Annotated in this window: 21 protein-coding genes; 10 read left to right on the top strand and 11 right to left on the bottom strand. The window is 61.3% G+C overall.

Annotation, left to right across the window (positions count from 1 at the left end):
- From AC2GXZ_RS24875 to AC2GXZ_RS24865, 3 genes are all read left to right on the top strand, one after another.
- Positions 1-1,047, top strand: a complete 1,047-nt coding sequence (locus AC2GXZ_RS24875) for an ABC transporter substrate-binding protein (protein WP_483761978.1) — start codon at positions 1-3, stop codon at positions 1,045-1,047.
- Between the two features lie 110 nt (positions 1,048-1,157).
- Complete coding sequence (locus tag AC2GXZ_RS24870; RefSeq protein WP_483761900.1) at positions 1,158-2,078, top strand: 2-hydroxyacid dehydrogenase; 921 nt, start codon at positions 1,158-1,160, stop codon at positions 2,076-2,078.
- A gap of 186 nt (positions 2,079-2,264) precedes the next feature.
- Entirely contained in the window at positions 2,265-3,665 is a 1,401-nt protein-coding gene (locus AC2GXZ_RS24865) for a hypothetical protein (protein ID WP_483761899.1), read from the top strand.
- A 70-nt stretch (positions 3,666-3,735) separates the two neighbouring features.
- Here the strand turns inward: AC2GXZ_RS24865 and AC2GXZ_RS24860 are convergent, their stop codons facing one another.
- The 6 genes from AC2GXZ_RS24860 to hutI all read right to left on the bottom strand — a co-directional run bounded on the left by AC2GXZ_RS24860 (position 3,736) and on the right by hutI (position 10,612).
- A complete protein-coding gene (locus tag AC2GXZ_RS24860) occupies positions 3,736-3,972 on the bottom strand; it encodes a hypothetical protein (RefSeq protein ID WP_483761898.1) in 237 nt (78 codons plus the stop codon).
- A gap of 267 nt (positions 3,973-4,239) precedes the next feature.
- Positions 4,240-5,199, bottom strand: coding sequence for a siderophore-interacting protein (locus tag AC2GXZ_RS24855; protein WP_483761897.1), 960 nt, complete (start codon positions 5,197-5,199; stop codon positions 4,240-4,242).
- A gap of 105 nt (positions 5,200-5,304) precedes the next feature.
- Positions 5,305-5,871 (bottom strand): HutD/Ves family protein, encoded by a 567-nt coding sequence (locus AC2GXZ_RS24850; RefSeq protein ID WP_483761896.1) that lies wholly within the window; start codon positions 5,869-5,871, stop codon positions 5,305-5,307.
- Between the two features lie 246 nt (positions 5,872-6,117).
- Positions 6,118-7,806: a urocanate hydratase gene (hutU, locus tag AC2GXZ_RS24845; protein WP_483761895.1), complete on the bottom strand. Its 1,689-nt coding sequence runs from the start codon at positions 7,804-7,806 to the stop codon at positions 6,118-6,120.
- A 47-nt stretch (positions 7,807-7,853) separates the two neighbouring features.
- On the bottom strand, positions 7,854-9,389 hold the full coding sequence (gene hutH / locus AC2GXZ_RS24840; protein ID WP_483761894.1) for a histidine ammonia-lyase: 1,536 nt from the start codon (positions 9,387-9,389) through the stop codon (positions 7,854-7,856).
- Positions 9,386-10,612, bottom strand: a complete 1,227-nt coding sequence (gene hutI / locus AC2GXZ_RS24835; RefSeq protein WP_483761893.1) for an imidazolonepropionase — start codon at positions 10,610-10,612, stop codon at positions 9,386-9,388. Before hutI ends, hutH begins: the two co-directional genes overlap by 4 nt.
- A gap of 101 nt (positions 10,613-10,713) precedes the next feature.
- Between hutI and AC2GXZ_RS24830 the strand changes: the two genes are divergently transcribed.
- Positions 10,714-12,063 (top strand): formimidoylglutamate deiminase, encoded by a 1,350-nt coding sequence (locus AC2GXZ_RS24830; protein ID WP_483761892.1) that lies wholly within the window; start codon positions 10,714-10,716, stop codon positions 12,061-12,063.
- 4 nt (positions 12,064-12,067) lie between these two features.
- On the opposite strand, the gene AC2GXZ_RS24825 is transcribed toward AC2GXZ_RS24830, so the two are convergent.
- The 5 genes from AC2GXZ_RS24825 to ytfQ form a co-directional block, all read right to left on the bottom strand.
- Positions 12,068-12,850, bottom strand: a complete 783-nt coding sequence (locus AC2GXZ_RS24825) for a FadR/GntR family transcriptional regulator (protein WP_483761891.1) — start codon at positions 12,848-12,850, stop codon at positions 12,068-12,070.
- A 2-nt stretch (positions 12,851-12,852) separates the two neighbouring features.
- On the bottom strand, positions 12,853-13,839 hold the full coding sequence (gene yjfF, locus AC2GXZ_RS24820) for a galactofuranose ABC transporter, permease protein YjfF (protein ID WP_483761890.1): 987 nt from the start codon (positions 13,837-13,839) through the stop codon (positions 12,853-12,855).
- A complete protein-coding gene (locus AC2GXZ_RS24815) occupies positions 13,836-14,870 on the bottom strand; it encodes an ABC transporter permease (RefSeq protein ID WP_483761889.1) in 1,035 nt (344 codons plus the stop codon). The genes yjfF and AC2GXZ_RS24815 overlap by 4 nt, the downstream gene beginning before the upstream one ends.
- Positions 14,867-16,393: a sugar ABC transporter ATP-binding protein gene (locus tag AC2GXZ_RS24810; protein WP_483761888.1), complete on the bottom strand. Its 1,527-nt coding sequence runs from the start codon at positions 16,391-16,393 to the stop codon at positions 14,867-14,869. The genes AC2GXZ_RS24815 and AC2GXZ_RS24810 overlap by 4 nt, the downstream gene beginning before the upstream one ends.
- Positions 16,394-16,570: 177 nt before the next feature.
- Positions 16,571-17,533 carry a galactofuranose ABC transporter, galactofuranose-binding protein YtfQ gene (gene ytfQ, locus AC2GXZ_RS24805; RefSeq protein ID WP_483761887.1) on the bottom strand — a complete coding sequence of 321 codons (963 nt, stop codon included), beginning with the start codon at positions 17,531-17,533 and terminating at the stop codon, positions 16,571-16,573.
- 318 nt (positions 17,534-17,851) lie between these two features.
- Between ytfQ and araD1 the strand changes: the two genes are divergently transcribed.
- From araD1 to mmsB, 6 genes are all read left to right on the top strand, one after another.
- Entirely contained in the window at positions 17,852-18,844 is a 993-nt protein-coding gene (gene araD1, locus AC2GXZ_RS24800) for an AraD1 family protein (RefSeq protein ID WP_483761886.1), read from the top strand.
- Between the two features lie 7 nt (positions 18,845-18,851).
- Positions 18,852-19,778: a Gfo/Idh/MocA family protein gene (locus tag AC2GXZ_RS24795; RefSeq protein ID WP_483761885.1), complete on the top strand. Its 927-nt coding sequence runs from the start codon at positions 18,852-18,854 to the stop codon at positions 19,776-19,778.
- Between the two features lie 2 nt (positions 19,779-19,780).
- On the top strand, positions 19,781-21,625 hold the full coding sequence (locus AC2GXZ_RS24790; RefSeq protein ID WP_483761884.1) for an IlvD/Edd family dehydratase: 1,845 nt from the start codon (positions 19,781-19,783) through the stop codon (positions 21,623-21,625).
- 96 nt (positions 21,626-21,721) lie between these two features.
- Positions 21,722-22,783: a multiple monosaccharide ABC transporter substrate-binding protein gene (gene chvE / locus AC2GXZ_RS24785; protein WP_483761883.1), complete on the top strand. Its 1,062-nt coding sequence runs from the start codon at positions 21,722-21,724 to the stop codon at positions 22,781-22,783.
- Between the two features lie 56 nt (positions 22,784-22,839).
- A complete protein-coding gene (gene mmsA, locus AC2GXZ_RS24780; RefSeq protein ID WP_483761882.1) occupies positions 22,840-24,402 on the top strand; it encodes a multiple monosaccharide ABC transporter ATP-binding protein in 1,563 nt (520 codons plus the stop codon).
- A gap of 3 nt (positions 24,403-24,405) precedes the next feature.
- Positions 24,406-25,596, top strand: coding sequence for a multiple monosaccharide ABC transporter permease (gene mmsB / locus AC2GXZ_RS24775; RefSeq protein WP_483761881.1), 1,191 nt, complete (start codon positions 24,406-24,408; stop codon positions 25,594-25,596).
- Positions 25,597-25,899: the final 303 nt, after the last annotated feature.

Raw genomic sequence — 25,899 nt, 5'->3', positions numbered from 1 at the left:
ATGAAATCCATCCATGCGGCACTTGCCGGAAGCATCGCCTGCCTGACCGTGGCAGGTGCCGCCCATGCCGAAACGAAAACGCTCTATGTCGGGATGAACGGCGGCAATCTGGAGCGCACCTTCACGCAAGCGGTGTTTCCGGCTTTTGAGAAGGCCAATGACGTGAAGATCGTCGTGGTGCCGGGCACGTCCAGCGATATCCTTGCCAAGGCGACTGCCGCCAAGGATGCGCCGCAGATGAACCTGATGTTCCTCGACGACGGCATCATGGTTCGCGCTATCGGCCTCGGTTTGTGCGAAAAGCTGAAGGACAGTCCGGAACTCGGCCAGGTCGATAAGGCCGCGCGGATGAAGGACGACATGGCTGTCGGCGTCAATATGGGCATGACGGGCATTGCCTATAACACCAAGGTGTTTGCCGATAACGGCTGGGCGGCGCCGACATCCTGGATGGATTTTGCCGATCCGAAATTTGCCGACAAGGTGGTCTTCCAGTCGGCATCGGCCTCGTCCTTCGGCCTGCACGGTTTCCTGATGTTCAACCGCATCCAGGGCGGCGACGAGACCAATGTCGAGCCGGGCTTTTCCAAGTTCGGCGAGATGATCGGCAAGAACGTGCTCGAATATATTCCGAGCTCGGCCAAGATCTCGGAAATGACCCAGACCGGTGAAGCGGCGATCTTCCCGCTGACGCCGACGGCGGTCAACACGCTGAAGGCGCAGAATATTCCGGTCGAGTACGTGCAGCCGAAAGAGGGTTCGGTGGTGCTGATGTACACTGCCTGCACCATCGCCACGAACAATGAGCCGGAGCTGACGCAGAAGCTTGCCGCCTATCTTCTGTCTGCCGATGCGCAGTCCAAGGCACTCGATGCCGGCGACGTCTATCCGTCCAACCCGAATGCGGCTTCCTCGACGCCGGAAGGCAAGGCGAAGCTTGCGGCCTTCCAGACCTATATGAAGACCGCCGTGGTGCTGGACTGGGATGCGATCAATGCCAAGCGGGCCGAATGGAACAGCCGCTGGAACAAGATGATCGAGCAATAATAGGCTCCATCCCAACCTGACAGCCCTATCGCCGGGATGCGTCCGCGGAATTTCTCGATCTCCGCAGGCGCTTTCCGGCGATTTTTTGCAATATCCCTACGGAGTGCCGCGTGAGCCTCGTCATCATCAGAAAAACCGCCCCGACCGCGCCCTGGCAGCAGGCATTCGCCAGTCAGGCCCCCGATCTTGAGGTGCATGCCTGGCCGCAGACCGGCCCGCTGGACGAGGTGGACTATGTTCTCTGCTGGGCGCCCGGTGCCGGCGAGATCGCCCGTTACCCCAATCTCAGATGCGTGTTTTCGCTGGGCGCCGGGGTCGATCATCTGCTCACCGACGAGACGATCCCGCAGCATCTGCCGATCGTGCGGATGGTCGACCGGTCGATCACCCATGGCATGGTGCAGTATGTGGTGATGGCGGTGATCAACCATCATCGCCGGATGGACGGGATGCGCGAGAACCAGAAGGCGAAGATCTGGCAGAAGCTTGATCTTGTCAGTCCGCAGATCGGCATCATGGGCATGGGCGGTCTTGGCCAGGCCTGCGCCAGGGCGCTGCTTTCCATGGGCTACCGGGTGCGCGGCTGGAACAGGAGCGGACGGTCGGTCGATGGCGTCGAAATCTTTAGTGGCATGGACGGCTTAAAGCCCTTCCTTGCCGGAACCGATATCCTGATCAGCCTTCTGCCGCATACCGAGGAGACGATCGGCATCCTTGATGGCGACACCTTTGCTGCCCTGCCGCAGGGCGCCTATGTCATCAATGCCGGGCGCGGCGAGCAGCTGATCGAGGAAGACCTGCTGCAGGCGCTTCGCAGCGGCCACCTTTCCGGTGCTACGCTCGATGTCTTCCGCAAGGAGCCTTTGGCTGCGGATCATCCGTTCTGGACGGAAAAAAACGTCACGGTGACGCCGCATATCGCCAGCTGGGTCGATCCGGTTGCCGGCACGGGCCATGTACTGCGCGCGATCGCCGCCCTGGAGCGCGGCGATCTGCCGGATGGACTCGTGGACCGCGCTGCAGGTTATTAGTCGGCAAACAGGAATCTGAGATCCCAAAGGCTGAAAAGCGCTGCGAGACATGCGTTTTTCGATGGCAGCCCTGCCGCCGTCGCCGCTGGACAAGGCCCTGTTTATGCTGCATTGCAGCATGCTGGGAGGCAGTCATTCAATCGAAAGGCCGAACCGGGCCAAGCCCGGTTTCGGATGAGTTGGCGCATGAGCAAGGTTCCGGCAGTTGCCGCACTGCAAAAGACACAGGTCATGACTTTGGCCGACGGGCTGACCTTTGCCGCTGCCATTCTCTATACCATCGCGCAGGTCACCGCCGGACCGACATTGCTGCTGCAGATCGCATCCGCCATGGCGATCGTGGCGGTGTTATCGGGCTGGACCCGGCTTGCGATCATTGCCAAGACATTCGTGACGGCCGCCTTCGTGCTGCTTGCCGTATCCGAACTGCTGCTCCCCGCCGACAAGTCGGTCCTCGTTGAAAAGGCGCTCTATCAGGGCGTCGGTTTTTCCTCGTTCCTGTCGGTGCTCGGCATGCTGCGTTATGCCGTCGGCCGGTCCGAAATCATCCGCAATGCGGCGGAATATCTGATGAGCATGCCGGGCCGCCGGCGTTATCAGGCGGTCAAGGTCGGCAGCCATCTCCTGAGCCTCCTGTTCAATATCGGCATCATATCGCTGATCGGCCAGATGGTGGCGCGCGCCACCGAAGGCAGCGACCGCCAGGGCGAGCGCCGCTCGATCCTGCTTGCCGCCATGCGCGGCACGGTGCTGATGACGATCTGGTCACCGCTCGGCGTCGGGTTTGCCATCATCACCCAATCGATCCCGAACCTTGCCCCGACGGCCTTCGTGATCGCGGCCTTTGCAACAGCCATCGCGCTGATCGTGATCACGACATTGTTTCACACCGAGGCCACGGGCAAGCTCGTCGTCGTCGGAGCCGACACCGTGGCCGACCAGCCCTCGGCGGTGCCGCTGGTGATCACGCTCTGCGCCTGTTTCGGCCTGTTTGCCGGCACGATGGCGATCCATGCGACGATCGATATCAGCCCGCTTGTCGCCTCGCTGATCCTCCTGCCGCTGTTTGCGATCGGCTGGGTCGCTTACGAGCAACGCGTGCCGGCAAGGCGCATGGGCCACGAGATCAAGTCGATGATCGGCAATATGGCGGTGATGCGCACCGAAAGCGCCATCTACCTGTCGGCCAGCGTGATCGGGGCTGCAGCCGTCGCCTTCCTGTCGGACCGTGGCAGTTTCCTTGCCGATCTCAACCAGCTGCCGCCCGCGCTTCTGGCAGGCGCCTGCATCGTCGCGATTGCGGCGAGCGCGGTTCTGTTCATTCCGCATTCGATCGTGGTGGTATTTCTGGCGCAGCTGTTCGGTGCTGCCGCATTCGGCAATGCACACCCGATGCTGCTTGCGCTTGCGCTTTCGCTCGGCTGGGCTGCCGGTATCGCACTTTCACCGATCAGTGCCATGACAATCACCATGGCACGCCTGACATCCACCTCGGCGACGACGATCGTGCTGAAGTGGAACGGCGCGTTTGCCCTGACGGTCATGGCGAGCTCGCTTCTGCTCGTCCTGGCCATTTCGTATCTCTAGTATCCAAAAGGATATGTACCGCAGCTAGCGGATCGGAACGATCCTAGCGGCAAAGCCTTCAGGCAACCGTTCAGGCAGAGCGGTCCTCAAGCTGCTGTTCGATCAGCTCACGCGCCAGTTCGTGCGTGCCTTCCTCATCGTCTCCGGCAGCCTCCGTGATCTTGTCGATCGCGGTCAGAAAAATTTCCTTCTCCTCCTCGGCGCTCAATATGCCCTTTTCGATCAAAGTATCGATCAAGGACGAAAGCAACGCCGCGGAAGAAAGCGTCATGGCCTCAGACATCAGTCTGGCGGATTCATACGTCATGCCCGCATCTCCAGCATTCGATTACGAAATACACACTAGAGCGCGACCGCGACATTGCTGTGATGTGTCCGATTAACACGGGTATCACCTTCGCAGGCACTCTCATGAGGAGAAAAGTGCGCATTTTCTGCTTTTGAGCAAGCGCGAAAGGTAAGCGAGGTTACGCGGTAACGTTAATTCGATCAATTGTTGCAGTGAAAATCCGCACCCCAGGGTAGAAAAGGTATTCTTGTACCTTTTCTCTCACAGTACCCGTAGGTTAGCCGATCAGCTCCAGTAGGCGGCAGAGGTGAAATCGCGCTTGTTGAGGCCGCGTTCCAGGAGGTGAGCACGCGCGGCCTTGGCCTGATCCGCATGTCCGGCAAACCAGACATAGGCACCCGGAGCGATATCCATAGCCGACAGTGCATCCATCAGATCGGTGACCGCGGTGACTCGATGATCTCCTGCCAGTTCGCAGAGATCGTCCGGGCTCACTTTTACGAAAGCGCGCACCTTGCCCGGCGCATCCTGCAGCATGCGGATGATTGCCGGCAGGGCGGTTTCATCACCGAAAAGCACAAGGTCATCGCCTTCGGGGCATGCGCCGCCACCCGGTCCGATGATGCCGATGGTGCGGCCGGTCGGATCTTCGGCCACCCAGGTGGAGGTCGGGCTGCCGGCGTGGTGGAAGATGTCGAATTCCAGCCAGTTCTCGCCATAGGCGACGGTCGTGTAGCAGGGCCGGTGCAGGCTGTCGTCGCCTTCCGGCCAGACGGTGCGGCCGGATGCGGCAATGCGCGGCCAGCAGGGGGGGCGTCCACGGCGGGGAATGAGAAGGCGGAAATGATAACTGCCGGTGCCGAAACGTTCGGCGTCATGGCCCTCCAGCCGCACGCGGGTGAAGCCCGGCGAGCGCCGTGTCACCGAGGCGACCTGCATCAGCGACATGCCGGGCGCCAGCGCGCCTTCGGCCACCTCGTCCCATTTCGGGCAGAGCAGGCATTCCTCGAATAATTCGGTCAGGCTGCCCTGCAAGGTCTGCAGCAGGCGCTGTTCGGGCGAGGAGATCTCGATGGTCACGCCGGTCGCGTCGGGCACAAGCGTGGCTGTGGAATTCCAGACATGGAAACAGAAGCCGGAGGCTTCCTGGGTCAGCGGCACGTCCCATTCAGCGGCGCGCTTTTTCAGCGCATCGACGGCTGCGCCGTTGTCACGGGTGATGCGGCCTCGGGTCTGGTGGAGCATGGTGATCGTCCGGCATATCAGTCTGTCTGCCGGACTAAGATCATTCATGACTGTTGAAGTCAAGATTTTTGACGGATGGGTGATCAACCCGTCTGTAGGGGCCGATCAGGGCAATTTGTCGAGGCGAATGACGAAACCGGAGGCGTCACCCGAAAGACTGGCGGCTTCACCGGCATTGAGAATGGCGCAGTCGAGCGGCGCCAGTGTTTCGGCCACTCCGTCGCAGTCGAGGTGGATATCCCCGCGATGGCACAGGATAAGCGTCAGCGTTGCTGCGGGTTCGAGTTCTGCCGGTGTCTGGATCGCCTCGACGGAATGCGAAAATCGGGTACGGCGGGTCATGACGTTGAGGTCGGTGATCGTTCCATCGACCAGTTTCGCCGTGGTCGTAGCATCGGCCGGGAAGGGATAAGGTGCAGAGATCTGGGTGAGAAGGATCGGTTCGCGGCCCTCGATCGCCAGTTCCATGCCGTTGCCTTCGAGGATCGATAGTGTGCGATCGATCTCGTTGAAAACCGAAAACGGTCCGTCTTCGGCAACGGTTGCCATGCTGATGCGCCAGTCGAATGTGTCGACGGTCGCGCCTTGCGGAAATACGGCAATCTCAACGGTTTCGCCACGTCCGTTCTTCCAGGGCATGCGTCTGTGGTCCGAGGCCCGCAGGATTTTCATTGTTTTGGAGCTCCGCAAGAGATTGGGCTGCGTTTAAAATAAGGAAAGACCCCTCCCAACCATGCCGGGGTTGAGCCACGGGTTTCAACCCGTCCTTCGGACCCCCACAAGGGGGAGGGCTTAACCCAGTCACTCCGCCGAACCTCAATCGAGGCAAAGCGGTTGCCGCAGATTTTCTCCCCCCTTGTGGGGGAGATGGCCGGCAGGCCAGAGGGGGACTTTGATCAGCGGGCAGTTCGTGCCAACTCAGTTCCCCAAAATACCCGGTAACCGCAGGCCCTTTTCCTTGGCGCAGTCGATGGCGATGTCGTAGCCGGCATCGGCATGGCGCATGACGCCGGTGGCCGGGTCGTTCCACAACACGCGCTCGAGACGGCGGTCGGCATCTTCCGAACCATCGCAGCAGATGACCATGCCGGAATGCTGCGAGAAGCCCATGCCGACACCGCCACCGTGATGCAGCGACACCCAGGTGGCGCCCGATGCGGTGTTGAGCAGGGCGTTCAGGAGCGGCCAGTCGGAAACGGCATCCGATCCGTCCTTCATCGCTTCCGTCTCGCGGTTGGGCGAGGCGACCGAGCCACTGTCGAGATGGTCGCGGCCGATGACGATGGGGGCGGAAAGTTCGCCGGTGCGGACCATTTCGTTGAAGGCGAGGCCGAGCTTGTGGCGGTCGCCGAGGCCGACCCAGCAAATGCGCGCCGGCAGGCCCTGGAAGGCGATGCGTTCGCGCGCCATGTCCAGCCAGTTGTGCAGGTGCTTGTTGTCCGGCAGCAGTTCCTTCACCTTGGCGTCGGTCTTGTAGATGTCCTCCGGATCGCCGGAAAGGGCCGCCCAACGGAACGGGCCGACGCCGCGGCAGAAGAGCGGGCGGATATAGGCCGGCACGAAGCCGGGGAAGGCGAAGGCGTTTTCGAGGCCTTCTTCCTTGGCCATCTGGCGGATGTTGTTGCCGTAATCGAGGGTCGGCACGCCGGCATCCCAGAAGGCGACCATGGCTTCGACATGGATCTTCATCGAGGCGCGGGCAGCGGCTTCGACGGATTTCGGGTCGCTTTCGCGCTTGGCCTTGGCTTCGGCAACCGTCCAGCCGATCGGCAGGTAGCCGTTGCGGGGATCGTGCGCCGAGGTCTGGTCGGTGACGATGTCGGGGCGCGGGCCGCCGGCCTTCATGCGGGCCACGAGTTCCGGGAAAATCTCGGCGGCATTGCCGATCAGCGCGATCGATTTTGCCTCGCCGGCCTTGGTCCATTGGTCGATTCTCGCCAGCGCCTCGTCGAGGTCATGGGTCTTTTCGTCGACATACCGGGTGCGCAGGCGGAAATCGGCGCGGGTCTCGTCGCTTTCGACGGCCAGGCAGCAGGCGCCGGCCATGACGGCTGCGAGCGGCTGGGCGCCGCCCATGCCACCGAGGCCGCCGGTCAGGATCCACTTGCCCTTGAGGTTGCCGTCATAATGTTGGCGGCCAGCTTCCACGAAGGTTTCATAGGTGCCCTGAACAATGCCCTGGGCGCCGATATAGATCCACGAGCCGGCGGTCATCTGGCCGTACATGGCCAGGCCCTTCTTATCCAGTTCGTTAAAATGGTCCCAGGTCGCCCAATGCGGCACGAGGTTGGAATTGGCGATCAACACGCGCGGCGCATCTTTGTGGGTGCGGAACACGCCGACCGGCTTGCCGGACTGGACGAGCAACGTTTCTTCCTCGGTCAGCGTCTTCAGCGTCGCGACGATCCTGTCGAAATCGTCCCAGGTGCGTGCGGCGCGGCCGATGCCGCCATAGACGACCAGTTCATGCGGGTTTTCCGCCACATCCGGATCGAGATTGTTCATCAGCATGCGAAGCGGCGCTTCGGTCATCCAGCTCTTGGCATTGAGTTCGTTACCGCGGGGGGCGCGGACGTCGCGAATGTTGTGGCGCGGATTGTCGGTCATGACGAGGTTCCCGGTTTTTGTTGGTCAGACGTGTTCAAATGTCTTTGTCAGATGTCGAGGACCGGCAGGATGCCGGGGGAGATTGCGGCGGCGAGGGCGCCGGAGGCGACGAGGCCGGCGGCGGCGGCGAGATCGGGCGCCATATAGCGGTCATCCTCGAGGCTCGGCACGGAGGCACGCAGCATCGCGACTGCCTTTTCCAGTTCGGGGCTGGTTTTCAGCGGACCGCGCAGCTCGACGCCCTGGACTGCGGCCAGCGCCTCGATGCCGAGGATGCCGAAGAGGTTTTCGGTCATGGCGAGCAGGCGGCGGGCGCCGTGGCAGGCCATAGACACATGGTCTTCCTGATTGGCCGAAGTCGGAGTCGAATCCACCGAGGCCGGATGCGACATCTGCTTGTTTTCGCTCATCAGAGCGGCCGAGGTGACTTCGGCGATCATCAGGCCGGAGTTGAGGCCGGGCTTTTTCGACAGGAAGGCCGGCAGGCCGTAGGAAAGGGCCGGATCGACCAGAAGTGCGACGCGGCGCTGGGCGATGGCTCCGATCTCGCAGATAGCGAGCGCCGTCTGGTCGGCGGCAAAGGCCACCGGCTCGGCGTGGAAATTGCCGCCGGAGACGACTTCGTTATCGGAGAGGACCAGCGGGTTGTCGGTGACTGCGTTGGCTTCGATTTCCAGCGTCCGGGCCACCTGGCGCAGAAGATCGAGGCAGGCGCCATCCACCTGCGGCTGGCAGCGGATGCAGTAAGGGTCCTGCACGCGCTCGTCGCCTTCGATATGGCTTTGACGGATTTCGGAGCCTTCGAGCAGGGTGCGCAAGGCCGCACCCGCATCGATCTGGCCCTTGTGGCCACGCAACGTATGGATGTCGGGATGGAAGGGGGCGGACGAACCCATGGCTGCATCGGTGGACAGGGCGCCGGTGACGAGCGCTGTTTGTGCGGCGCGATGGGCGCGGAACAGGCCGGCCAGCGCCAGCGCGGTCGAGGTCTGGGTGCCATTGATCAGCGCCAGGCCTTCCTTGGCGGCCAGCACGACGGGCTTAAGGCCGGCCTTGGCCAGCGCATCGGCGGCAGGCAGTTTTTCGCCGGCGAAAAATGCTTCGCCTTCACCCATCATCGCGGCGGCCATATGGGCAAGCGGGGCGAGATCGCCGGAGGCGCCGACCGAACCCTTTTCCGGGATGACGGGAATGACGCCCTTTTCCAGCATCGCCTCGATCAGCCGGATGAGATCGAGACGCACGCCGGATGCGCCGCGGCCGAGCGAAATCAGCTTCAGCGCCATGATCAGCCGCACGACATTTTCCGGCAGGGCAGAGCCGATGCCGCAGCAATGCGACAGGATGAGATTGCGCTGCAGGGTGGCGAGATCGGCCGCGTCGATCTTGATCGAGGCGAGCTTTCCGAAACCGGTATTGATGCCGTAGACCGGCGCATTGCCGGCGGCGATCTCGGCAATCCGGCCGGCCGCCTTCAAGATGCCGGCATCGAAGGACGGATCGAGCTTGGCCGAACCGTTGGTCCAGTAGATCTCGGCGAGATCCTTGAGGGGCACGCTGCCCGGGTGAAGAATGATCGTCATGCCGATACCTTTTGGCCCTTGAAGATGCGGGAATGGAGAGGATTGAAACCGATGCGGTAGACCAGCTCCGCCGGCCGCTCGATATCCCAGATGGCGAGATCGGCCGATTTTCCGGCCTCCAGCGTGCCTATGCTGTCGAGCAGACCGAGCGCCCGGGCTGCCTCACGGGTAGCGCCGGCCACACATTCATCGACGGTGAGGCGGAACAAGGTCGCTGCCATGTTCATGGTCAGAAGCAGCGAGGTGAGCGGCGAGGTGCCGGGATTGCAGTCGGTGGAGATGGCGATATGGGCGCCGGCATCGCGCAGCACCTGGACCGGCGGTTTCTGCGTTTCGTTGATGGCGTAGAAGGCGCCTGGCAGAAGGACGGCGACCGTGCCGGCCTTGGCCATAGCTTCGGCACCTTCCGCGTCAAGATATTCGACATGATCGGCCGACAGCGCGCCATAGGAGGCCGCCATCTTCGCTCCACCGAGATTGGAGAGTTGTTCGGCGTGAAGTTTCACCGGAAGGCCGAGCGACGTTGCGTGATCGAAGACCCGGCGCATCTCCTCGACCGAGAAGGCGATGCCCTCGCAAAAGCCGTCGACCGCATCGACCAGGCCTTCCGCATGGGCCTTGTCCATGCCTGGCAGCACGACATCGGTAATATAGTCGGCGTTGCGACCCTTGTATTCAACCGGGGTGGCATGGGCTGCGAGATAGGAGGTGACGATCCGGACGGGGCGGACCTTTTCCAGCGCGCGGGCGGCGCGCAGCATGTTGAGTTCGCCTTCGATATTCAGCCCGTAACCTGACTTGATCTCGACGGTGGAAATGCCTTCGGCCAGAAGCGTGTCGAGCCGCGGCAGGGTTGCCTCGACGAGGCCTTCGACGGAAAGCCCATTGGTCGCCTTGACGGAGGAGACGATGCCGCCGCCAGCGCGGGCGACGTCCTCATAACTTGCGCCGGCAAGCCGCATCTCGAATTCCATCGCCCGATCGCCGCCAAAAACGAGATGGGTGTGGCAATCGATGAGCGAAGGGGTGATCCAGCGGCCGCCGCAATCGATGATGTCCGCCGAAGCAAGCAGCTCGGCCGGAATGTCGGAGCGGTTGCCGACGAAGGTAATCGTTGCGCCATCGGCGACCACGGCTCCGTCCTCGATGATGCCGAGGCCGGGGCTTTGCGGATCAAGTGTTGCGATCCTGGCATTTTGCCAGATCTTATGTGCTGCAGCCATTGCGCTCCCTCTTTCGCGTCTTGTGAATGGCTTAGATGGGCTATATGTATATACTTAATGAACGGCGAGGCAAGCCGGTATCGAGATAAAAGGGAAGTGCCGTGACCGTGATATTTGCCGACCATGCCCTGATCGGGGACGAGATCAAATCTGACGTTCGTCTGACGATTGTCGATGGGCATATCGAAAAGATCGAGACTGGAGCGACAGCGACAGCGTCAGCCGGCGACGAGCGTCACGGCTTTCTGCTGCCCGGCATGCCGAACCTGCACAGCCACACGTTCCAGCGCGCAATGGCGGGGCTTGCCGAAATCCGCGGCCCGGGTGCCGACAGTTTCTGGAGCTGGCGCACGGTGATGTACCAGTTCGGGCTGTCGATGAACCCCGACCAGCTGGAAGCGATCGCCGCGCAGGCGTTCATGGAAATGGTCGAGCAGGGTTTTTCGCGTGTCGGCGAGTTCCATTATCTCCATCACGACCGCGACGGTTCGTTTTATGCCAATCCGGCCGAACATCTGGAGCGGATCGCCGCCGCGTCGGTCGAGACCGGCATCGGGCTTACCATGCTGCCGGTGTTTTACGCCCATTCCGGTTTCGGCGGCACGCCGCCGGTCGAGGGGCAGAGGCGTTTCATCCATGATCTCGACCAGTTCTCGGTGCTGATGGCGCGGGGGGCTGAGATCGCCCGCGATCTGCCCGGCGCCAATCTGGGCCTTGCACCGCACAGCCTGCGGGCCGCGACACCAGATGAGCTTGCCGCGCTGATCGGCATGACGTCCGGACCGATCCATATCCATGTCGCCGAACAGGTGAAGGAAGTCGAGGATTGCATCGCCTGGAGCGGCCAGCGGCCGGTCGAGTGGCTGCTCGACCATATGCCCGTCGATGATCGCTGGTGCTTCATCCATGCCACGCATGTGACGGGAAGCGAGGTCGAGGGTATGGCGAAATCGGGGGCGATCGCCGGTCTCTGCCCGGTTACTGAAGCCAATCTCGGTGACGGGATTTTCCCGGTTTCCGCCTTTCTCGGTCATGGCGGGCGGTTCGGTGTGGGATCGGATTCCAACGTTTCGATTTCACTCCGGGAAGAGCTGCAGATTCTCGAATATTCGCAGCGTCTCGCCGAGCGGTCGCGCAATGTCATCGCTGCCCCCGGCCAGTCGACCGGGGTGTCGTTGTTTTCCAAGGCGCTCGATGGCGGTGCTGCGGCGCTCAAGTCGCCGGCGGGGATCGTTGCCGGGGTGTCGGCCGACCTCTTCACGCTCGATCTGTCCAACGTGCCGTGGTCGGGTAAAACCGCGCTCGATCAATGGTTTTTTGGCGCGGGGATCACTGTCGATTGCGCATGGGTGCGTGGCCGCAAGCTCGTATCCGGCGGGCGCCATGAAGGCCGGGAGGAAATTTCCTCGCGGTTCCGCAAGGTCGTCTCGGATCTGGTGACTGCGGCCTGAGGGATCAGCTCTCGTCGATGCCGACGGCCTGACGCGCCTCAAGCGCTTCCCGTTCGAGACCCCGGATCGAGCCGCGTATGCGGCTTTTTCCGACCTCGATGACATGGCGCATCGCCGACATTGCCTTGGCCGGATCGCGCGAGGCGATGGCATGGACGATGCGCAGGTGATTGGTCGCCACTTCGTCGATCGTTTCCGGCGAGGCGGCAGGCGATGACAGCTGGAAGGAGATCGCCAGTGCGGCCTCGATCAGCGCGCTTGCCGAGCGCATGAACGGATTGCCGGACATGCGGGCAATGGCCAGATGGAATTCCAGATCGACCTGGGCGACGGTTTCCGGCGTGTGGTTGAGATTGTCGAAACGGGCGGCGATCGCATAAAGCGCGACGATATCGTCGCTAGTGGCGCGGGCGGCGGCGGCTGCCGCTGCTGCCGGTTCGAGCGCCAGGCGGATTTCGGCCAGATGTTCGATGAAGTCGAAATCGAGGCCCGCCTGGAAACGCCAGCCGAGAACGTCCGAATCAAAGAAGTTCCAGCTTTCACGTGGCAGCACCCGCGTTCCGACCTTGGCTTTCGCTTCGATCAGGCGTTTGGCCGAGAGCGTCTTCATCGCCTCGCGCAACACCGTGCGCGACACGCCGAAACGGGCGGAAAGCTCTACGTCGCCGGGCAAAAGCGCACCTTCGGGGATTTTTCCGGCCACGATGCTGCGACCGAGTTCAGCCACCACATGGGCGTGGTTGCCTCCCCTCTTTCTGCCGCTGATCGTCGTTTCCAGAAGACCCAAAATCACACCTCTTTCAATTGCCGGACTGCCAGTCGGCGGTCTGAATACCAGATGATGGTGCGCTGCAACACGATGAATATAAACAACAGGATGCCGATGACGATTTTCGTCCACCAGGAGGACAGCGTGCCATCAAAGACGATGTAGGTCTGGATCAGGCCCTGCAGCATGATGCCGACGAAGGTGCCGGCAATCAGCCCGACGCCGCCGGTCAGAAGCGTGCCACCGATGACCACGGCGGCGATCGCATCCAGTTCGACACCGACGGTTGCCAGCGAATACCCCGAGGAGGTGTAGAGCGTGTAGACGATGCCGGCGAGGCCGGAGAGGAAACCGGATAGCGCGTAGATGCGGATCGTGGTTGCGCCGACCGGTACGCCCATCAGTTCGGCCGACTGGATATTGCCGCCGATCGCGTAGACGTTGGCGCCGAAGCGGGTGCGGGCTGCGATGAAAATGCCGGCTGCAAAAACCGCGAGCATGATCATGGCCAGCAAGGTCAGCCGTCCGCCGCCGGGAAAGCGGATGTAGAAGCCCATCATCGCGTCGATGAAGTCGTGGGTGATCGGCACCGATTGGGTCGAAACGAGATAGGCGGCACCGCGGGCGAGAAACATGCCGGCGAGCGTAACAACGAAGGGCGGGATGCCGAGATAACGGATCATCGCCCCCATCAGGCAGCCGAACAGGGTGGAGATGGCAAGCGCCGCGATGAAGGCGACCAGCGGATGGATGCCGAAGGAGCCAACCAGAACGGCGACGAAAACGCTGGTAAAGGCAATCACCGAACCGACCGACAGATCGATGCCGCCAGAGAGGATAACGAAGGTCATGCCGACCGCGGCAATGCCGAGAAAGGCGTTGTCGGTCAGAAGATTGCCGATCACCCGGGTCGACAGCATGTTGGGGAACTGCGCGACACACAGCGCATAGGCGATGACGAAGATCGCAAGCGTTGCGAAGAAGGGCAGGTTGCGGGCGTGGATCATCGGGTCGCCTCCTTCGTGCCGTGGGTGAGCGCCTCGCGCTTGCGGGACTGTTTGAGGAAGCCGAGGAAGGTGATGACGGCTGGTGACTGCAAAGTCAGAACAACGATGATGATGCCGGCCTTGATGATCAGGTTAAATTCCGGCGGGAAACCGGCGACCAGGATGCCGGTATTGATCGACTGGATGATCAGCGCACCGATCAGCGAGGCGGTGATCGAGAAACGGCCGCCATTCAGCGACGTGCCGCCGACGACGACCGCCAGGATCGCGTCGAGTTCCAGCCAGAGCCCGGCATTGTTGGCGTCGGCGCCGCGGATATCGGCGGTGACGATCAGGCCGGCAATGGCGGCGCAAAGGCCGGAAATCGCATAGGCCGCAAACAGAAGGAAACGGGCGCGCACGCCGGCAAGGCTTGCGGCGCGGCGGTTGATGCCGGTCGCCTCGATCAGGAAACCGAGCGCGGTGCGGCGCATCAAGAGGCCGATGATCAGTGCGGTGATGACCCAGAGATAGATCGGGATCGGAATGCCGGCCAGCGCCCCGGAGCCAAGCGCGGAGAAGGTGTCGTCGTTAAAGGTGAGGATGACGCCCTCGGTGATCAGCTGGGCGATGCCGCGGCCGGCGACCATCAGGATCAGGGTGGCGATGATCGGCTGGATATCGAGCATGGCGACCAGCACGCCATTCCACAGGCCGCAGACGACGCCGACGCCGAGCGAAACGAGGATGACGACCGGGAGCGGGTAATCGCTCGAGATCAGCGTCGCCGCAACCGCGCCGCAAATGGCGATGACGGCACCGATCGACAGATCAATGCCGCGGGTGGCGATGACCAGCGTCATGCCGACGGTCAGGAGTGCTACGGGCGCGGCACGCACCAGGATGTCGATCAGGCTGCCGTAAAGCCGGCCGTTCTGGAAGGAGATCGTCAGGAAGCCGGGCGCTACAAGGCTGATTGCGCCGAGGATGATGGCAAGCGCGATCAGCTGTGGGGCAAGGCGGCGCAGGCGGCGGGTGATCATGGTCATCATGCGGCCTCCGTCGCGCCAGTGCCGGCGATCGCCTCGATGATCGCATCGGTGGTGAGCCTGCTGCCGGAGAGTTCGGCCACATGGCGACGGTCGGAGAGCACGACGACACGATGGGCAACGGCGGTCAGCTCTTCCAGCTCGGACGAGATGACTACGAGCGACATGCCCTCGGAACACAGTTTTTCGATCATTTTGAGGATTTCCGCATGGGCGCCGATATCGATGCCGCGTGTCGGCTCGTCGAGGATGAGAAGCCGCGGTTCGGTTACCAGCCAGCGGGCGAGGATCGCCTTCTGCTGGTTGCCGCCGGACAGGAATTTTATCGGCCGCTCACGATCGGCGGGACGGATGTCGAGCGACTTGATGAATGTGTCGGCAAGCTCGCGCTTCTGCGCCGACGAGATCGGCCGCATCCAGCCGCGGCGGGCCTGCAGCGCCAGCACGATATTGTCGGCTACAGACAGATCACCGACGATGCCGTCGGTCTTGCGTTCTTCGGGACAGAAACCGAAACCGTTGGCGATCGCCGTTTCCGGCGAGGAGATCACCACTTCTTTTCCATCGATCGTCGCCGTGCCGCTGTCGGCGCGGTCTATGCCGAAAAGAAGGAAGGCGGTTTCCGAGCGGCCGGAGCCGAGAAGGCCGGCAATGCCGACCACTTCGCCGGGCCTGATATCGAGGTCGAAGGGCGCGACGCTGCCCTTCTTGCCATAGCCGTTAAAGCTGATCGAGGGCGGGCCGCGGTCGTCGACGGTTTCGGGTTCGGCCTGATGGTCGCGGGTGATGTGCTGCAGCTCGCGGCCGAGCATCATCGAGATCAGGTCGAGGCGCGGGAGTTCCGAGATCGCCCGGCTGCCGACGAGGCGGCCGTTGCGCAAAACGGTGACGCGATCGGCGATCTCGTAAACCTGATCGAGGAAATGGGTGATGATGACGATGCCGAGGCCGTCGGCGCGCAGCTGGCGCAACACGGCAAAAAGCCCCTTCACCTCGTTGGCATCAAGGCTTGCCGTCGGTTCGTCGAGCACGAGAACCTTGCCGGAGAGATCGACGGCGCGGGCAATCGCGATGAGCTGGCGAATGGCGACGGAATAGGATGACAGGAGAGCATCGACATCGATGTCGAGCCCATATCTTGCCAGCAGGGTTTTCGAGCGTTCGCGCATGGCGCGGCGGTCAATCATGCCGAAACGGCGCGGCTGGCGACCGAGAAAGAGATTTTCGGCGACCGTCAGGTTTTCGAGAAGATTGACCTCCTGATAAACGGTGCCGATGCCGAGCGCCTGGGCTTCACCAACGTTTTCCGGATGGATTTCCTGGCCGTCGAGCGCAACGGTTCCCCGGTCGCGGCGATAGACGCCTGTCAGGATCTTGATCAGCGTCGATTTGCCGGCACCATTTTCGCCGAGCAGGGCGTGAATTTCGCCGCTTCTCAGGGTGAAGTCGACGTCATCGAGCGCCGAAATGCCGAAAAAGGATTTGCCGATGCCTCTGGCTTCCAGAAGCGCGTTTTGTCCTGACATGTGTGCATCCCACATCTTACAGCGCCATGCGCCGGATAGGGCGTCGGAAGGGTGCTGCAATTTCTCGAAGTCTGCGCATTCCGTTGTGAAAAAAGGTTGCGCGAAAAGGATCCGAAGCGGCGCCTGGCCGCTTCGGTCATTGATGGTGTACGGCTCAGATTGCCGGATGACGTCAGATCAGTAGCCGAGGCTCTTCTTGGCTTCGTAGACCTTCATCGGGTCGTCCTTCTGGGTGTAGAGCTTGGACTCGGTCTGGATCCACTTCTTCGGCTCCTTCTTGTCCTTCAGATACGCGTCGAGCGCATCGAAGGCGGGGCCGGCCATGTTCGGCGTCAGTTCGACGGTGGCATTGGCCTCGCCCTTGGCCATGGCCTGGAAGATATCCGGCACGGCATCGATCGAGACGACCTTGATGTCGGTGCCCGGTTTCAGGCCGGCTTCCTTGATCGCCTGGATGGCGCCGACTGCCATGTCGTCATTGTGGGCGTAAACGGCGCAGATATCCTTGCCGCCGCCTTCCGCCTTGATGAAGCTTTCCATGACTTCCTTACCCTTGGTGCGGGTAAAGTCGCCTGTCTGCGAGCGGACGATCTTGATGTTGGAATGCGATGCGATCGCCTCTTCAAAACCCTTCTTGCGGTTGATCGCCGGGGAAGAGCCGGTGGTGCCCTGAAGTTCGACGACCTTACAGTCCTTCGAACCGACATCCTTGGCGAGGAATTCGCCGGCGACCTTGCCTTCATAGACCTGGTCGGACGTGACGGCCGTCAGGAAAAGGTCCTTCGGAGCGTCGATTTCGCGGTCGAGCAGAATGACCGGGATCTTCTCTTCCTTGGCTTCCTTCAAAACCGCATCCCAGCCGGTGGCAACCACCGGTGCGATCAGGATCGCATCGACGCCCTGAGCGATGAAGCCGCGGATCGCCTTGATCTGGTTTTCCTGTTTCTGCTGCGCATCGGCAAATTTAAGCGTGATGCCACGCTTTTCGGCCTGCTGCTTGGTCAGCGTGGTTTCGGCGGCGCGCCAACCGGATTCAGATCCGATCTGCGAGAAGCCGACTGTCAGTGATTTTGCGGAAACGCCTGAAGCAAGGCATGCGAACATAGCGGCAGCAGTTGCCGCGACAATAGCTTTTTTCATCTTAATCCTCCCAGAGATGAAGCAAACTGGCAGGCAAAGGATTGGCATATAATAATACTTTTACAACTGAAAAATTCGATGCCTGCGGAAAAATCGATCAAGTCATCGGAATTTCTGATGAATTCCGTGCTGCCCCTGTGCTGATAGCCTAAAAATTGACCAAAGCTGATTTACGCTTACGGAAAAAGACATTCTTGACAGCGCCCGAGAAAATCCAATAGTCGTATTTTTGAAGAATGTCAGGTCTGCGATCTGGCAGGGGGACGGCATGGCCTGTGGAGGCGCCATGTCAAATCATACAATTGGATGAAGAAATCGATGCTGAGACTTCTGCAGGTTGCCGATGGTACGGGTACGATCAAGGTTGTCGCATGGGAGGGTGAGGGGGCCGGTCACGCCGTAAACGGCGTTTCGTCCACCTATGATCTGGCCATGCAGGCGATCGCCGCCGGCCGCAGCCTGGCTGCCCAGATCGAGGCGCTGGGTTATGGTGCAGACGTCGATATCGAGGCGGCCGCCCGCGAAGGTCGCATCGGCCTGCCGATTTCCCATCCGGATCCGGCCCATTTCGTTGTTGCCGGCACAGGCCTTACCCATCTCGGCTCGGCCGATGGTCGCGACAAGATGCACAAGGCGGCCCAGGCGGAAGACAAGCCGACCGATTCGATGCGGATGTTCCTGCTCGGCGTCGAAGGCGGCAAGCCGAAAGCCGGCGAAGTCGGCGCGCAGCCGGAATGGTTCTACAAGGGCAACGGTTCGCAGCTCAAATCCACCGGTTCGGAGCTCGTTTCGCCGTCCTTCGCGCTTGATGGCGGCGAAGAACCGGAACTTGCCGGCATCTATCTGGTCGGTCCGGACGGCAACCCGTTCCGCGTCGGTTTCTGTCTCGCCAACGAGTTTTCCGACCATGTGACCGAGAAGGGCAACTATCTGTGGCTTGCCCATTCCAAGCTGCGTGAAGCTTCGCTCGGTCCGGAACTGCTGGTCGGCGATCTGCCGGATCACGTCGAAGGCACGTCGCGCATCCGCCGCGGCAACGAAGTGATCTTCGAAAAGCCGTTCCTGTCGGGCGAAGCGAACATGTCCCACACGATCGCCAATCTCGAATATCACAATTTCAAATACGACATCTTCCGCGCGCCGGGCGATCTGCATGTACATTTCTTCGGCACGGCGACGCTGTCGGTCTCGCATGGGATCAAGACGCAGGCCGGCGACGTGTTCGAGATCGATGCAGCGCCCTTCAAGCTGCCGCTCGTCAATACGCTGGCGCTTGCCGCCGAGCGTCCCGTGACGATCAACAAGCTCTGAGGCGACCATGGCAGCCATCCGTCTCGCAATCGTCGGTTTGGGCAAGATCGCCAGGGACCAGCATCTCGGCGCGATCGAAGCGACCGACGGCATCGATCTCGTTGCCGTCGCCAGCCGTAGCGCCCAACTCGACGGCGTTCACTGTTTTCACGACATTGCTGACTTGCTTGCCTCGGATGTCGAGATCGACGCCGTGTCTCTCTGCACGCCGCCGCAGGGCCGTTTCGAACAGGCAAAGGCAGCACTTGAAGCCGGCAAACATGTGATGCTGGAAAAGCCGCCGGGTGCAACGCTTTCGGAAGTGTTTGCGCTCGAGGCACTGGCGAAGGCCAAGGGCCTGACGCTGTTTTCGACCTGGCATTCGCGGGCTGCCGCGGCCGTCGAGCCGGCGCGGGCGCTGCTTGCAAAGCGTAAGATCAAAAGCGCTTCCGTCGAATGGAAGGAAGATGTCCGCCACTGGCATCCGGGCCAAGCCTGGATCTGGGAGCCGGGCGGTCTTGGCGTGTTCGATCCGGGCATCAACGCGCTGTCGATCGTTACCCGCATCATGCCGGAACCGTTTCATCTGACCCGGTCAGACCTGTCCTTCCCGGCCAATCGGGCCGCACCGATCGCCGCCAGCCTGACGTTCGAAACGGCGTCGGGTCTCCCCGTCGGTGCCGAATTCGACTGGCGCCAGACCGGGCCGCAGACCTGGGATATCCGGGTCGAGACCGAAGAGGGTTCGGTCGTATTGACCCATGGCGGCAGCAGGCTCATCGTCGATGGTGAGGCGCAGATCGTCGAGGAAGATCGCGAATATCGCAATCTCTATCGGGATTTCGTCTCGCTCGTGAACGAAGGCGCCAGCGACACAGATTTTTCGCCGTTGGTGCATGTGGCCGATGCCTTCCTGCTCGGCCGACGCATCGAAACTGAAGCATTCGAGGACTGAAAATGACAAGTAACGGAAAAACTCCGTCCACCGATGTCGCCCACGCTGACGGCAAGAGCAACCTGAAAAGCCGCCTTCGCTCGCGCGCCTGGTTCGACAATCCGGACAATATCGACATGACCGCGCTCTATCTCGAGCGCTATATGAATTTCGGCCTCAGCCAGGCCGAGCTGCAGTCCGACCGTCCGATCATCGGCATCGCGCAGACGGGCTCGGATCTTTCGCCGTGCAATCGTCACCATCTCGAACTGGCGACGCGCCTGCGCGAAGGCATTCGCGAAGCCGGCGGCATCGCCATCGAATTCCCGGTCCATCCGATCCAGGAAACCGGCAAGCGCCCGACCGCCGGTCTCGACCGTAACCTTGCCTATCTCGGCCTTGTCGAGGTGCTCTACGGTTATCCGCTCGATGCCGTCGTTCTGACGATCGGCTGCGACAAGACCACGCCAGCCTGTCTTATGGCCGCGGCAACCGTCAACATCCCGTCGATCGCCCTGTCGGTCGGCCCGATGCTGAACGGCTGGTTCCGCGGCGAGCGCACCGGATCGGGCACGATTGTCTGGAAGGCGCGCGAACTTCTGGCCAAGGGCGAAATCGACTATGCCGGTTTCGTCAAGCTGGTTGCCTCGTCTGCTCCGTCTACCGGTTATTGCAACACGATGGGCACGGCGACGACGATGAACTCGCTTGCCGAAGCACTCGGCATGCAGCTTCCCGGTTCGGCCGCCATTCCGGCACCTTACCGTGACCGCCAGGAAATTTCCTATCTGACCGGCCTTCGCATCGTCGAAATGGTCAAGGAAGACCTGAAGCCGTCCGACATCCTGACCAAGGACGCTTTCGTCAACGCCATCCGTGTCAACTCGGCGATCGGCGGCTCGACCAATGCGCCGATCCACCTGAACGCGCTTGCCCGTCATATCGGCGTGGAACTGACGGTCGACGACTGGCAGACCTATGGCGAGGAAGTGCCGCTGCTCGTCAACCTGCAGCCGGCCGGCGAATATCTCGGCGAAGACTATTATCATGCCGGTGGCGTTCCGGCCGTCGTCAACCAGCTGATGGGCCAGGGCCTGATCAACGAAGACGCGATGACCGTCAACGGCAAGACGATCGGCGAAAACTGCCGTGGCGCGATCATCGAGGACGAAAAGGTCATCAAGCGTTACGAAGAGCCGCTCAAGGAGCGCGCCGGTTTCCGCGTGCTGCGCGGCAACCTCTTCTCGTCGGCAATCATGAAGACCAGCGTCATCTCGCCGGAATTCCGTGAGCGTTATCTGTCCAACCCGAAGGACCCGATGGCGTTCGAAGGCAAGGCCGTGGTGTTCGACGGTCCAGAGGATTACCATCACCGGATCGATGACCCGTCGCTCGGCATCGACGAACATACGGTGCTCTTCATGCGCGGTGCCGGCCCGATCGGTTATCCGGGTGCTGCCGAAGTGGTCAACATGCGGGCACCGGATTATCTTCTGAAGCGTGGCATCAGCTCGCTTGCCTGCATCGGCGACGGTCGCCAGTCCGGCACGTCCGGCAGCCCGTCGATCCTCAACGCGTCTCCGGAAGCGGCCGCCGGCGGTGGCCTTGCCATCCTGAAGACCGGCGACCGGGTGCGTATCGACCTTGGCCGCGGCGAAGCGAATATCCTGATCTCCGACGACGAGCTTGCGACGCGTCGTAGCCAGTTGGATGCCGATGGCGGCTTCAAATACCCGAAGCACCAGACGCCATGGCAGGAAATCCAGCGCGGCATTGTCGGGCAGATGGAAACCGGCGCGGTTCTGGAACCGGCCGTCAAATATCAGCGCATTGCGCAGACCGAAGGACTGCCGCGCGACAACCACTGACGCGCGCGGTCAGTGTCGGACGGCAGGAGGCCGTCCGACAACAGGGGATGAGATCGGCGGCTCGTTGGGAGCCCGCCTTTTTGGAGGAGTGTACTTATGAAAATTTTGAAGCTTCTGACAACCGCGGCAATGCTGGCCTCGATGGCCGTTGCCGCTCCCGCATGGTCGGCTGACAAGGGTCTCGTCGGCGTTGCCATGCCGACCAAGTCCTCGGCACGCTGGATCGCCGACGGCGACAACATGATCAAGGTCCTGAAAGAGCGCGGTTACGATACCGATCTTCAGTATGCGGAAGACGACATTCCGAACCAGCTGGCGCAGATCGAAAACATGATCACCAAGGGCGCCAAGGTGCTCGTGGTCGCCTCGATCGACGGCACGACGCTGTCGGACGTTCTCGCCCAGGCCCACACTGCCGGCATCAAGGTCATCGCTTATGACCGCCTGATCCGCGATACGCCGAATGTCGATTATTACGCGACCTTCGACAACTTCCAGGTCGGCGTTCTGCAGGCCACCACGCTGGTAAAGGCACTCAAGGCCGACACCGAAAAGGGCCCGTTCAACATCGAGCTTTTCGGTGGTTCGCCGGACGACAACAACGCCTACTTCTTCTATGACGGCGCAATGAGCGTACTGCAGCCTTTGATCGACAAGGGCACGCTGGTCGTCGGATCCGGACAGACCGGCATGGACAAGGTCGCCACCCTTCGCTGGGACCCGGCAACCGCGCAGTCGCGTATGGACGCCATCCTCTCGTCGACCTATTCCGACAAGAAGCTGAACGCCGTCCTGTCGCCTTATGACGGTATCTCGATCGGCATCCTGTCGTCGGTCAAGGGCGTCGGTTACGGCTCCGGCGACATGCCGATGCCGTTCGTTTCCGGTCAGGACGCCGAAGTTCCTTCGGTCAAGTCGATCATTGCCGGCGAACAGTATTCGACGATCTTCAAGGATACCCGCGATCTCGCCAAGGTCACCGTCGACATGGTCGATGCTGCCATGAACGGCAAGGAACCGCAGGTCAACGACACCAAGACCTACAATAACGGCAACAAGATCGTGCCGTCGTACCTTCTGAAGCCGGTCGCGATCGACAAGACCAATGTCGATCTCCTGATCAAGAGCGGTTATTACACAGAAGCACAGCTCAAGTAATTCGATACGGCCGCGCGGCGAACCCGTCGCGCGGCCTCATTATATTGGGAGTTGTCATGCTTGATCCCGTATTGTCCACGGCGGAAAAACCGCCGATCCTTGAAATGCGCGGCATTTCCAAAAGCTTTGGCGCCGTCAGGGCGCTTTCCGATGTCAGCTTTGCCGTCCGGGAAGGCGAAATCCACGCGCTTGTCGGCGAAAACGGCGCCGGCAAATCAACGTTGATGAAGGTGTTGTCGGGTGTCTACCCGCACGGTTCCTACGAGGGATCGATCCTGTTCGACGGCGAGGAGCGGCATTTCCGCGACATCAATGATTCCGAAAAGCTGGGCATCATCATCATTCATCAGGAGCTTGCGCTCATTCCGCTGATGTCGATTGCCGAGAATATTTTTCTCGCCAACGCGCCGTCGAAATTCGGCGTCATCGACCGGGACGAACGCTACAGGCGGACGAAGGCGCTGCTCGCCAAGGTGGGCCTCGTCAACGAGGTGCCGGAAACGCTGATCACCAATCTGGGCGTCGGCAAGCAGCAGCTCGTCGAAATTGCCAAGGCGCTGTCGAAGGATGTGCGCCTGCTGATCCTCGATGAGCCGACGGCGTCGCTCAACGAGACCGACAGCGCGGCCCTGCTCGAGCTGCTCAAGGAATTCCGCCGCAACGGCATCACCTCGATCATGATCAGCCACAAGCTGAACGAGATCACCGAAGTCGCCGACCGCATTACGGTTCTGCGCGACGGCCGCACCGTCGGCACGCTCGACTGCCACGAAGGTGCGGTCGACGAGGATGAGATCGTTCGCCGCATGGTCGACCGCGATCTCGAAAGCCGTTATCCGGCACGCACGCCGAAAATCGGCGAGGTGATCTTCGAAGTTGAAAACTGGTCGGTCTTCCATCCGCAGCATTCCAGCCGGCAGATGGTCAAGAACGTGTCGATGAAGGTGCGGGCCGGCGAAGTCGTCGGCATTTCCGGCCTGATGGGCGCCGGTCGCACGGAATTTGCGATGAGCGTGTTCGGCCGTACCTATGGCCGCGACATTACCGGTACTGTGAAGATCCACGGCAAGGCCGCCGATACGTCCGACGTCCACAAGGCGATCAAGGCGGGTCTCGCCTATGTCACGGAAGACCGCAAACATCTCGGCCTGATCCTTGCCGAAGACATCCGCAAGAACGTGTCTTTGGCGCATCTCGGCGGCGTTTCGTCTTCCGGTGTGATCGACGATATCAAGGAAATGAAGGTGGCGCAGGAGTTCCGCGCCCGGATGCGGATCCGCAGCCACAATGTCTATCAGGAAACGGGAAAACTTTCCGGCGGCAATCAGCAGAAGGTGGTGCTGTCGAAATGGCTGTTCACCAGCCCCGATATCCTGATCCTCGACGAGCCGACGCGCGGCATCGATGTCGGGGCGAAATACGAAATCTATTCGATCATCAACGAACTTGCGGATGCCGGTAAGGCGGTCGTCGTGATCTCGTCGGAAATGCCGGAACTGATCGGCACATGCGACAGGATCATGGTGATGCACGAAGGCGAATTCGTCGGCGAAGTGGCCGGCGAAGAGGCAACGCAGGAAAATATCATGCGCGCCATCATGCGCCGCAAGGGGAGATAATCCATGAGTACTCCACAGGAAGCAGTTGTCGCTCCCAAGGCGGGCACCGGGTTCTGGAAGGACAATCTTCGCGATTACGGCATGCTGATTTCGCTGGTCGTCATCGTCATTTTCTTCCAGGTCATGACCGACGGCATTCTTCTGAAGCCGCTCAACGTCACCAATATCGTGCTGCAGAATGCCTATATCGTCATCATGGCGCTCGGCATGCTGATGGTCATCGTCACCGGCCATATCGATCTTTCGGTCGGCTCGGTTGCCGGCTTTATCGGCGGTCTGGCCGGTCTTTTGATGGTGCGCTGGGGTATCGATATCTGGCTTGCGATCATCGCCTGCCTGGTGGTCGGCGGCATTATCGGCGGTATCCAGGGTTATTTCGTCGCCTATTTCAAGATACCGTCCTTTATCGTCACGCTTGCCGGCATGCTGGTGTTCCGCGGCCTGATGATCGCCATCCTCGGTAGCCAGGCGATCGGTCCGTTCCCGCCGATCTTCCAGAAACTGTCTTCCGGTTATCTGGTCGAGCTCATCTCGTCGGATGGCGGCATCTATCTGACCTCCTTCATCATCGGTATCCTGCTTGCGGTGCTGATGGTCTGGCAGAATTTCCGCAGCCGCGCGCGGCGCGTGTCGCATGGCGTCGAAAGCGAACCGATGGGCTTCTTCATCGGCAAGAATGTCGTCGTCTTTGCCGCCATCGCCTTTGTCGCCTATCTGATTGCCTCGCATCGCGGCCTGCCGAATGTGATGATCATCATGGCGGTGCTGATCGTCGCCTACGGGTTCTTCACCAACCGCACCATCCTTGGCCGGCAGATCTATGCCGTCGGCGGCAATGCCCGCGCAGCCGAGCTTTCGGGTATCAAGACCACGCGCCTGGTGTTCTGGACCTTCGTCAACATGGGCGTGCTGGCGGCTCTCGCCGGTCTCGTCGTTGCCGCGCGTCTCAACAGCGCCACGCCGAAGGCCGGTACCGGCTTCGAGCTTGACGTCATTGCGGCCTGCTTCATCGGCGGCGCGTCTGCCTATGGCGGCGTCGGCAAGGTGACGGGTGCGGTCATCGGCGCCTTCCTGATGGGCGTGATGAACAACGGCATGTCGATCCTCGGCATCGGCATCGATTACCAGCAGGTGATCAAGGGCCTGGTCCTGCTTGGTGCGGTCTGCGTCGACGTCTACAACCAGCGCCGCTAACCGCCACCGATCCGACTGAAATCAGCCAAGGGGCGCGCAAGCGCCCCTTGGCCGTTTATGGAAGGCATTGACGTCGAGCCGGCTTTTCCGACCATGGTGCCGGCCCGCTGGATCACATTCGTCTCGAGGTAAGCTTTTATTTCAGCTCCCGGCAGCGGCAGGATTTTGCTACAGCGGCAGCGTGCATTTCTTCGGGCAGTGGTGGTGCTATCGGTAACTACGGCAGCCGAATGACACACTTAAGCCTTGATCGAACTGCTTTTCCCTGCGCAATTTCCACTTCCCGATCACCCAGCTTGTCTT

Source organism: Aliirhizobium sp. YIM B11859, from assembly GCF_057163345.1.
This window is presented reverse-complemented; position numbering and strand designations above follow the sequence as displayed.

Coding starts and splice junctions, on each gene's coding strand:
- AC2GXZ_RS24860 (WP_483761898.1), bottom strand. CDS start 3,972: ATGACGTATGAATCCGCCAGACTGATGTCTGAGGCCATGACGCTTTCT.
- yjfF (WP_483761890.1), bottom strand. CDS start 13,839: ATGATCCACGCCCGCAACCTGCCCTTCTTCGCAACGCTTGCGATCTTC.
- mmsB (WP_483761881.1), top strand. CDS start 24,406: ATGAGTACTCCACAGGAAGCAGTTGTCGCTCCCAAGGCGGGCACCGGG.
- chvE (WP_483761883.1), top strand. CDS start 21,722: ATGAAAATTTTGAAGCTTCTGACAACCGCGGCAATGCTGGCCTCGATG.
- AC2GXZ_RS24865 (WP_483761899.1), top strand. CDS start 2,265: ATGAGCAAGGTTCCGGCAGTTGCCGCACTGCAAAAGACACAGGTCATG.
- AC2GXZ_RS24810 (WP_483761888.1), bottom strand. CDS start 16,393: ATGTCAGGACAAAACGCGCTTCTGGAAGCCAGAGGCATCGGCAAATCC.
- hutU (WP_483761895.1), bottom strand. CDS start 7,806: ATGACCGACAATCCGCGCCACAACATTCGCGACGTCCGCGCCCCCCGC.
- AC2GXZ_RS24875 (WP_483761978.1), top strand. CDS start 1: ATGAAATCCATCCATGCGGCACTTGCCGGAAGCATCGCCTGCCTGACC.
- araD1 (WP_483761886.1), top strand. CDS start 17,852: ATGCTGAGACTTCTGCAGGTTGCCGATGGTACGGGTACGATCAAGGTT.
- AC2GXZ_RS24850 (WP_483761896.1), bottom strand. CDS start 5,871: ATGAAAATCCTGCGGGCCTCGGACCACAGACGCATGCCCTGGAAGAAC.
- hutI (WP_483761893.1), bottom strand. CDS start 10,612: ATGGCTGCAGCACATAAGATCTGGCAAAATGCCAGGATCGCAACACTT.
- hutH (WP_483761894.1), bottom strand. CDS start 9,389: ATGACGATCATTCTTCACCCGGGCAGCGTGCCCCTCAAGGATCTCGCC.
- AC2GXZ_RS24815 (WP_483761889.1), bottom strand. CDS start 14,870: ATGATGACCATGATCACCCGCCGCCTGCGCCGCCTTGCCCCACAGCTG.
- ytfQ (WP_483761887.1), bottom strand. CDS start 17,533: ATGAAAAAAGCTATTGTCGCGGCAACTGCTGCCGCTATGTTCGCATGC.
- AC2GXZ_RS24790 (WP_483761884.1), top strand. CDS start 19,781: ATGACAAGTAACGGAAAAACTCCGTCCACCGATGTCGCCCACGCTGAC.
- AC2GXZ_RS24855 (WP_483761897.1), bottom strand. CDS start 5,199: ATGCTCCACCAGACCCGAGGCCGCATCACCCGTGACAACGGCGCAGCC.
- AC2GXZ_RS24795 (WP_483761885.1), top strand. CDS start 18,852: ATGGCAGCCATCCGTCTCGCAATCGTCGGTTTGGGCAAGATCGCCAGG.
- mmsA (WP_483761882.1), top strand. CDS start 22,840: ATGCTTGATCCCGTATTGTCCACGGCGGAAAAACCGCCGATCCTTGAA.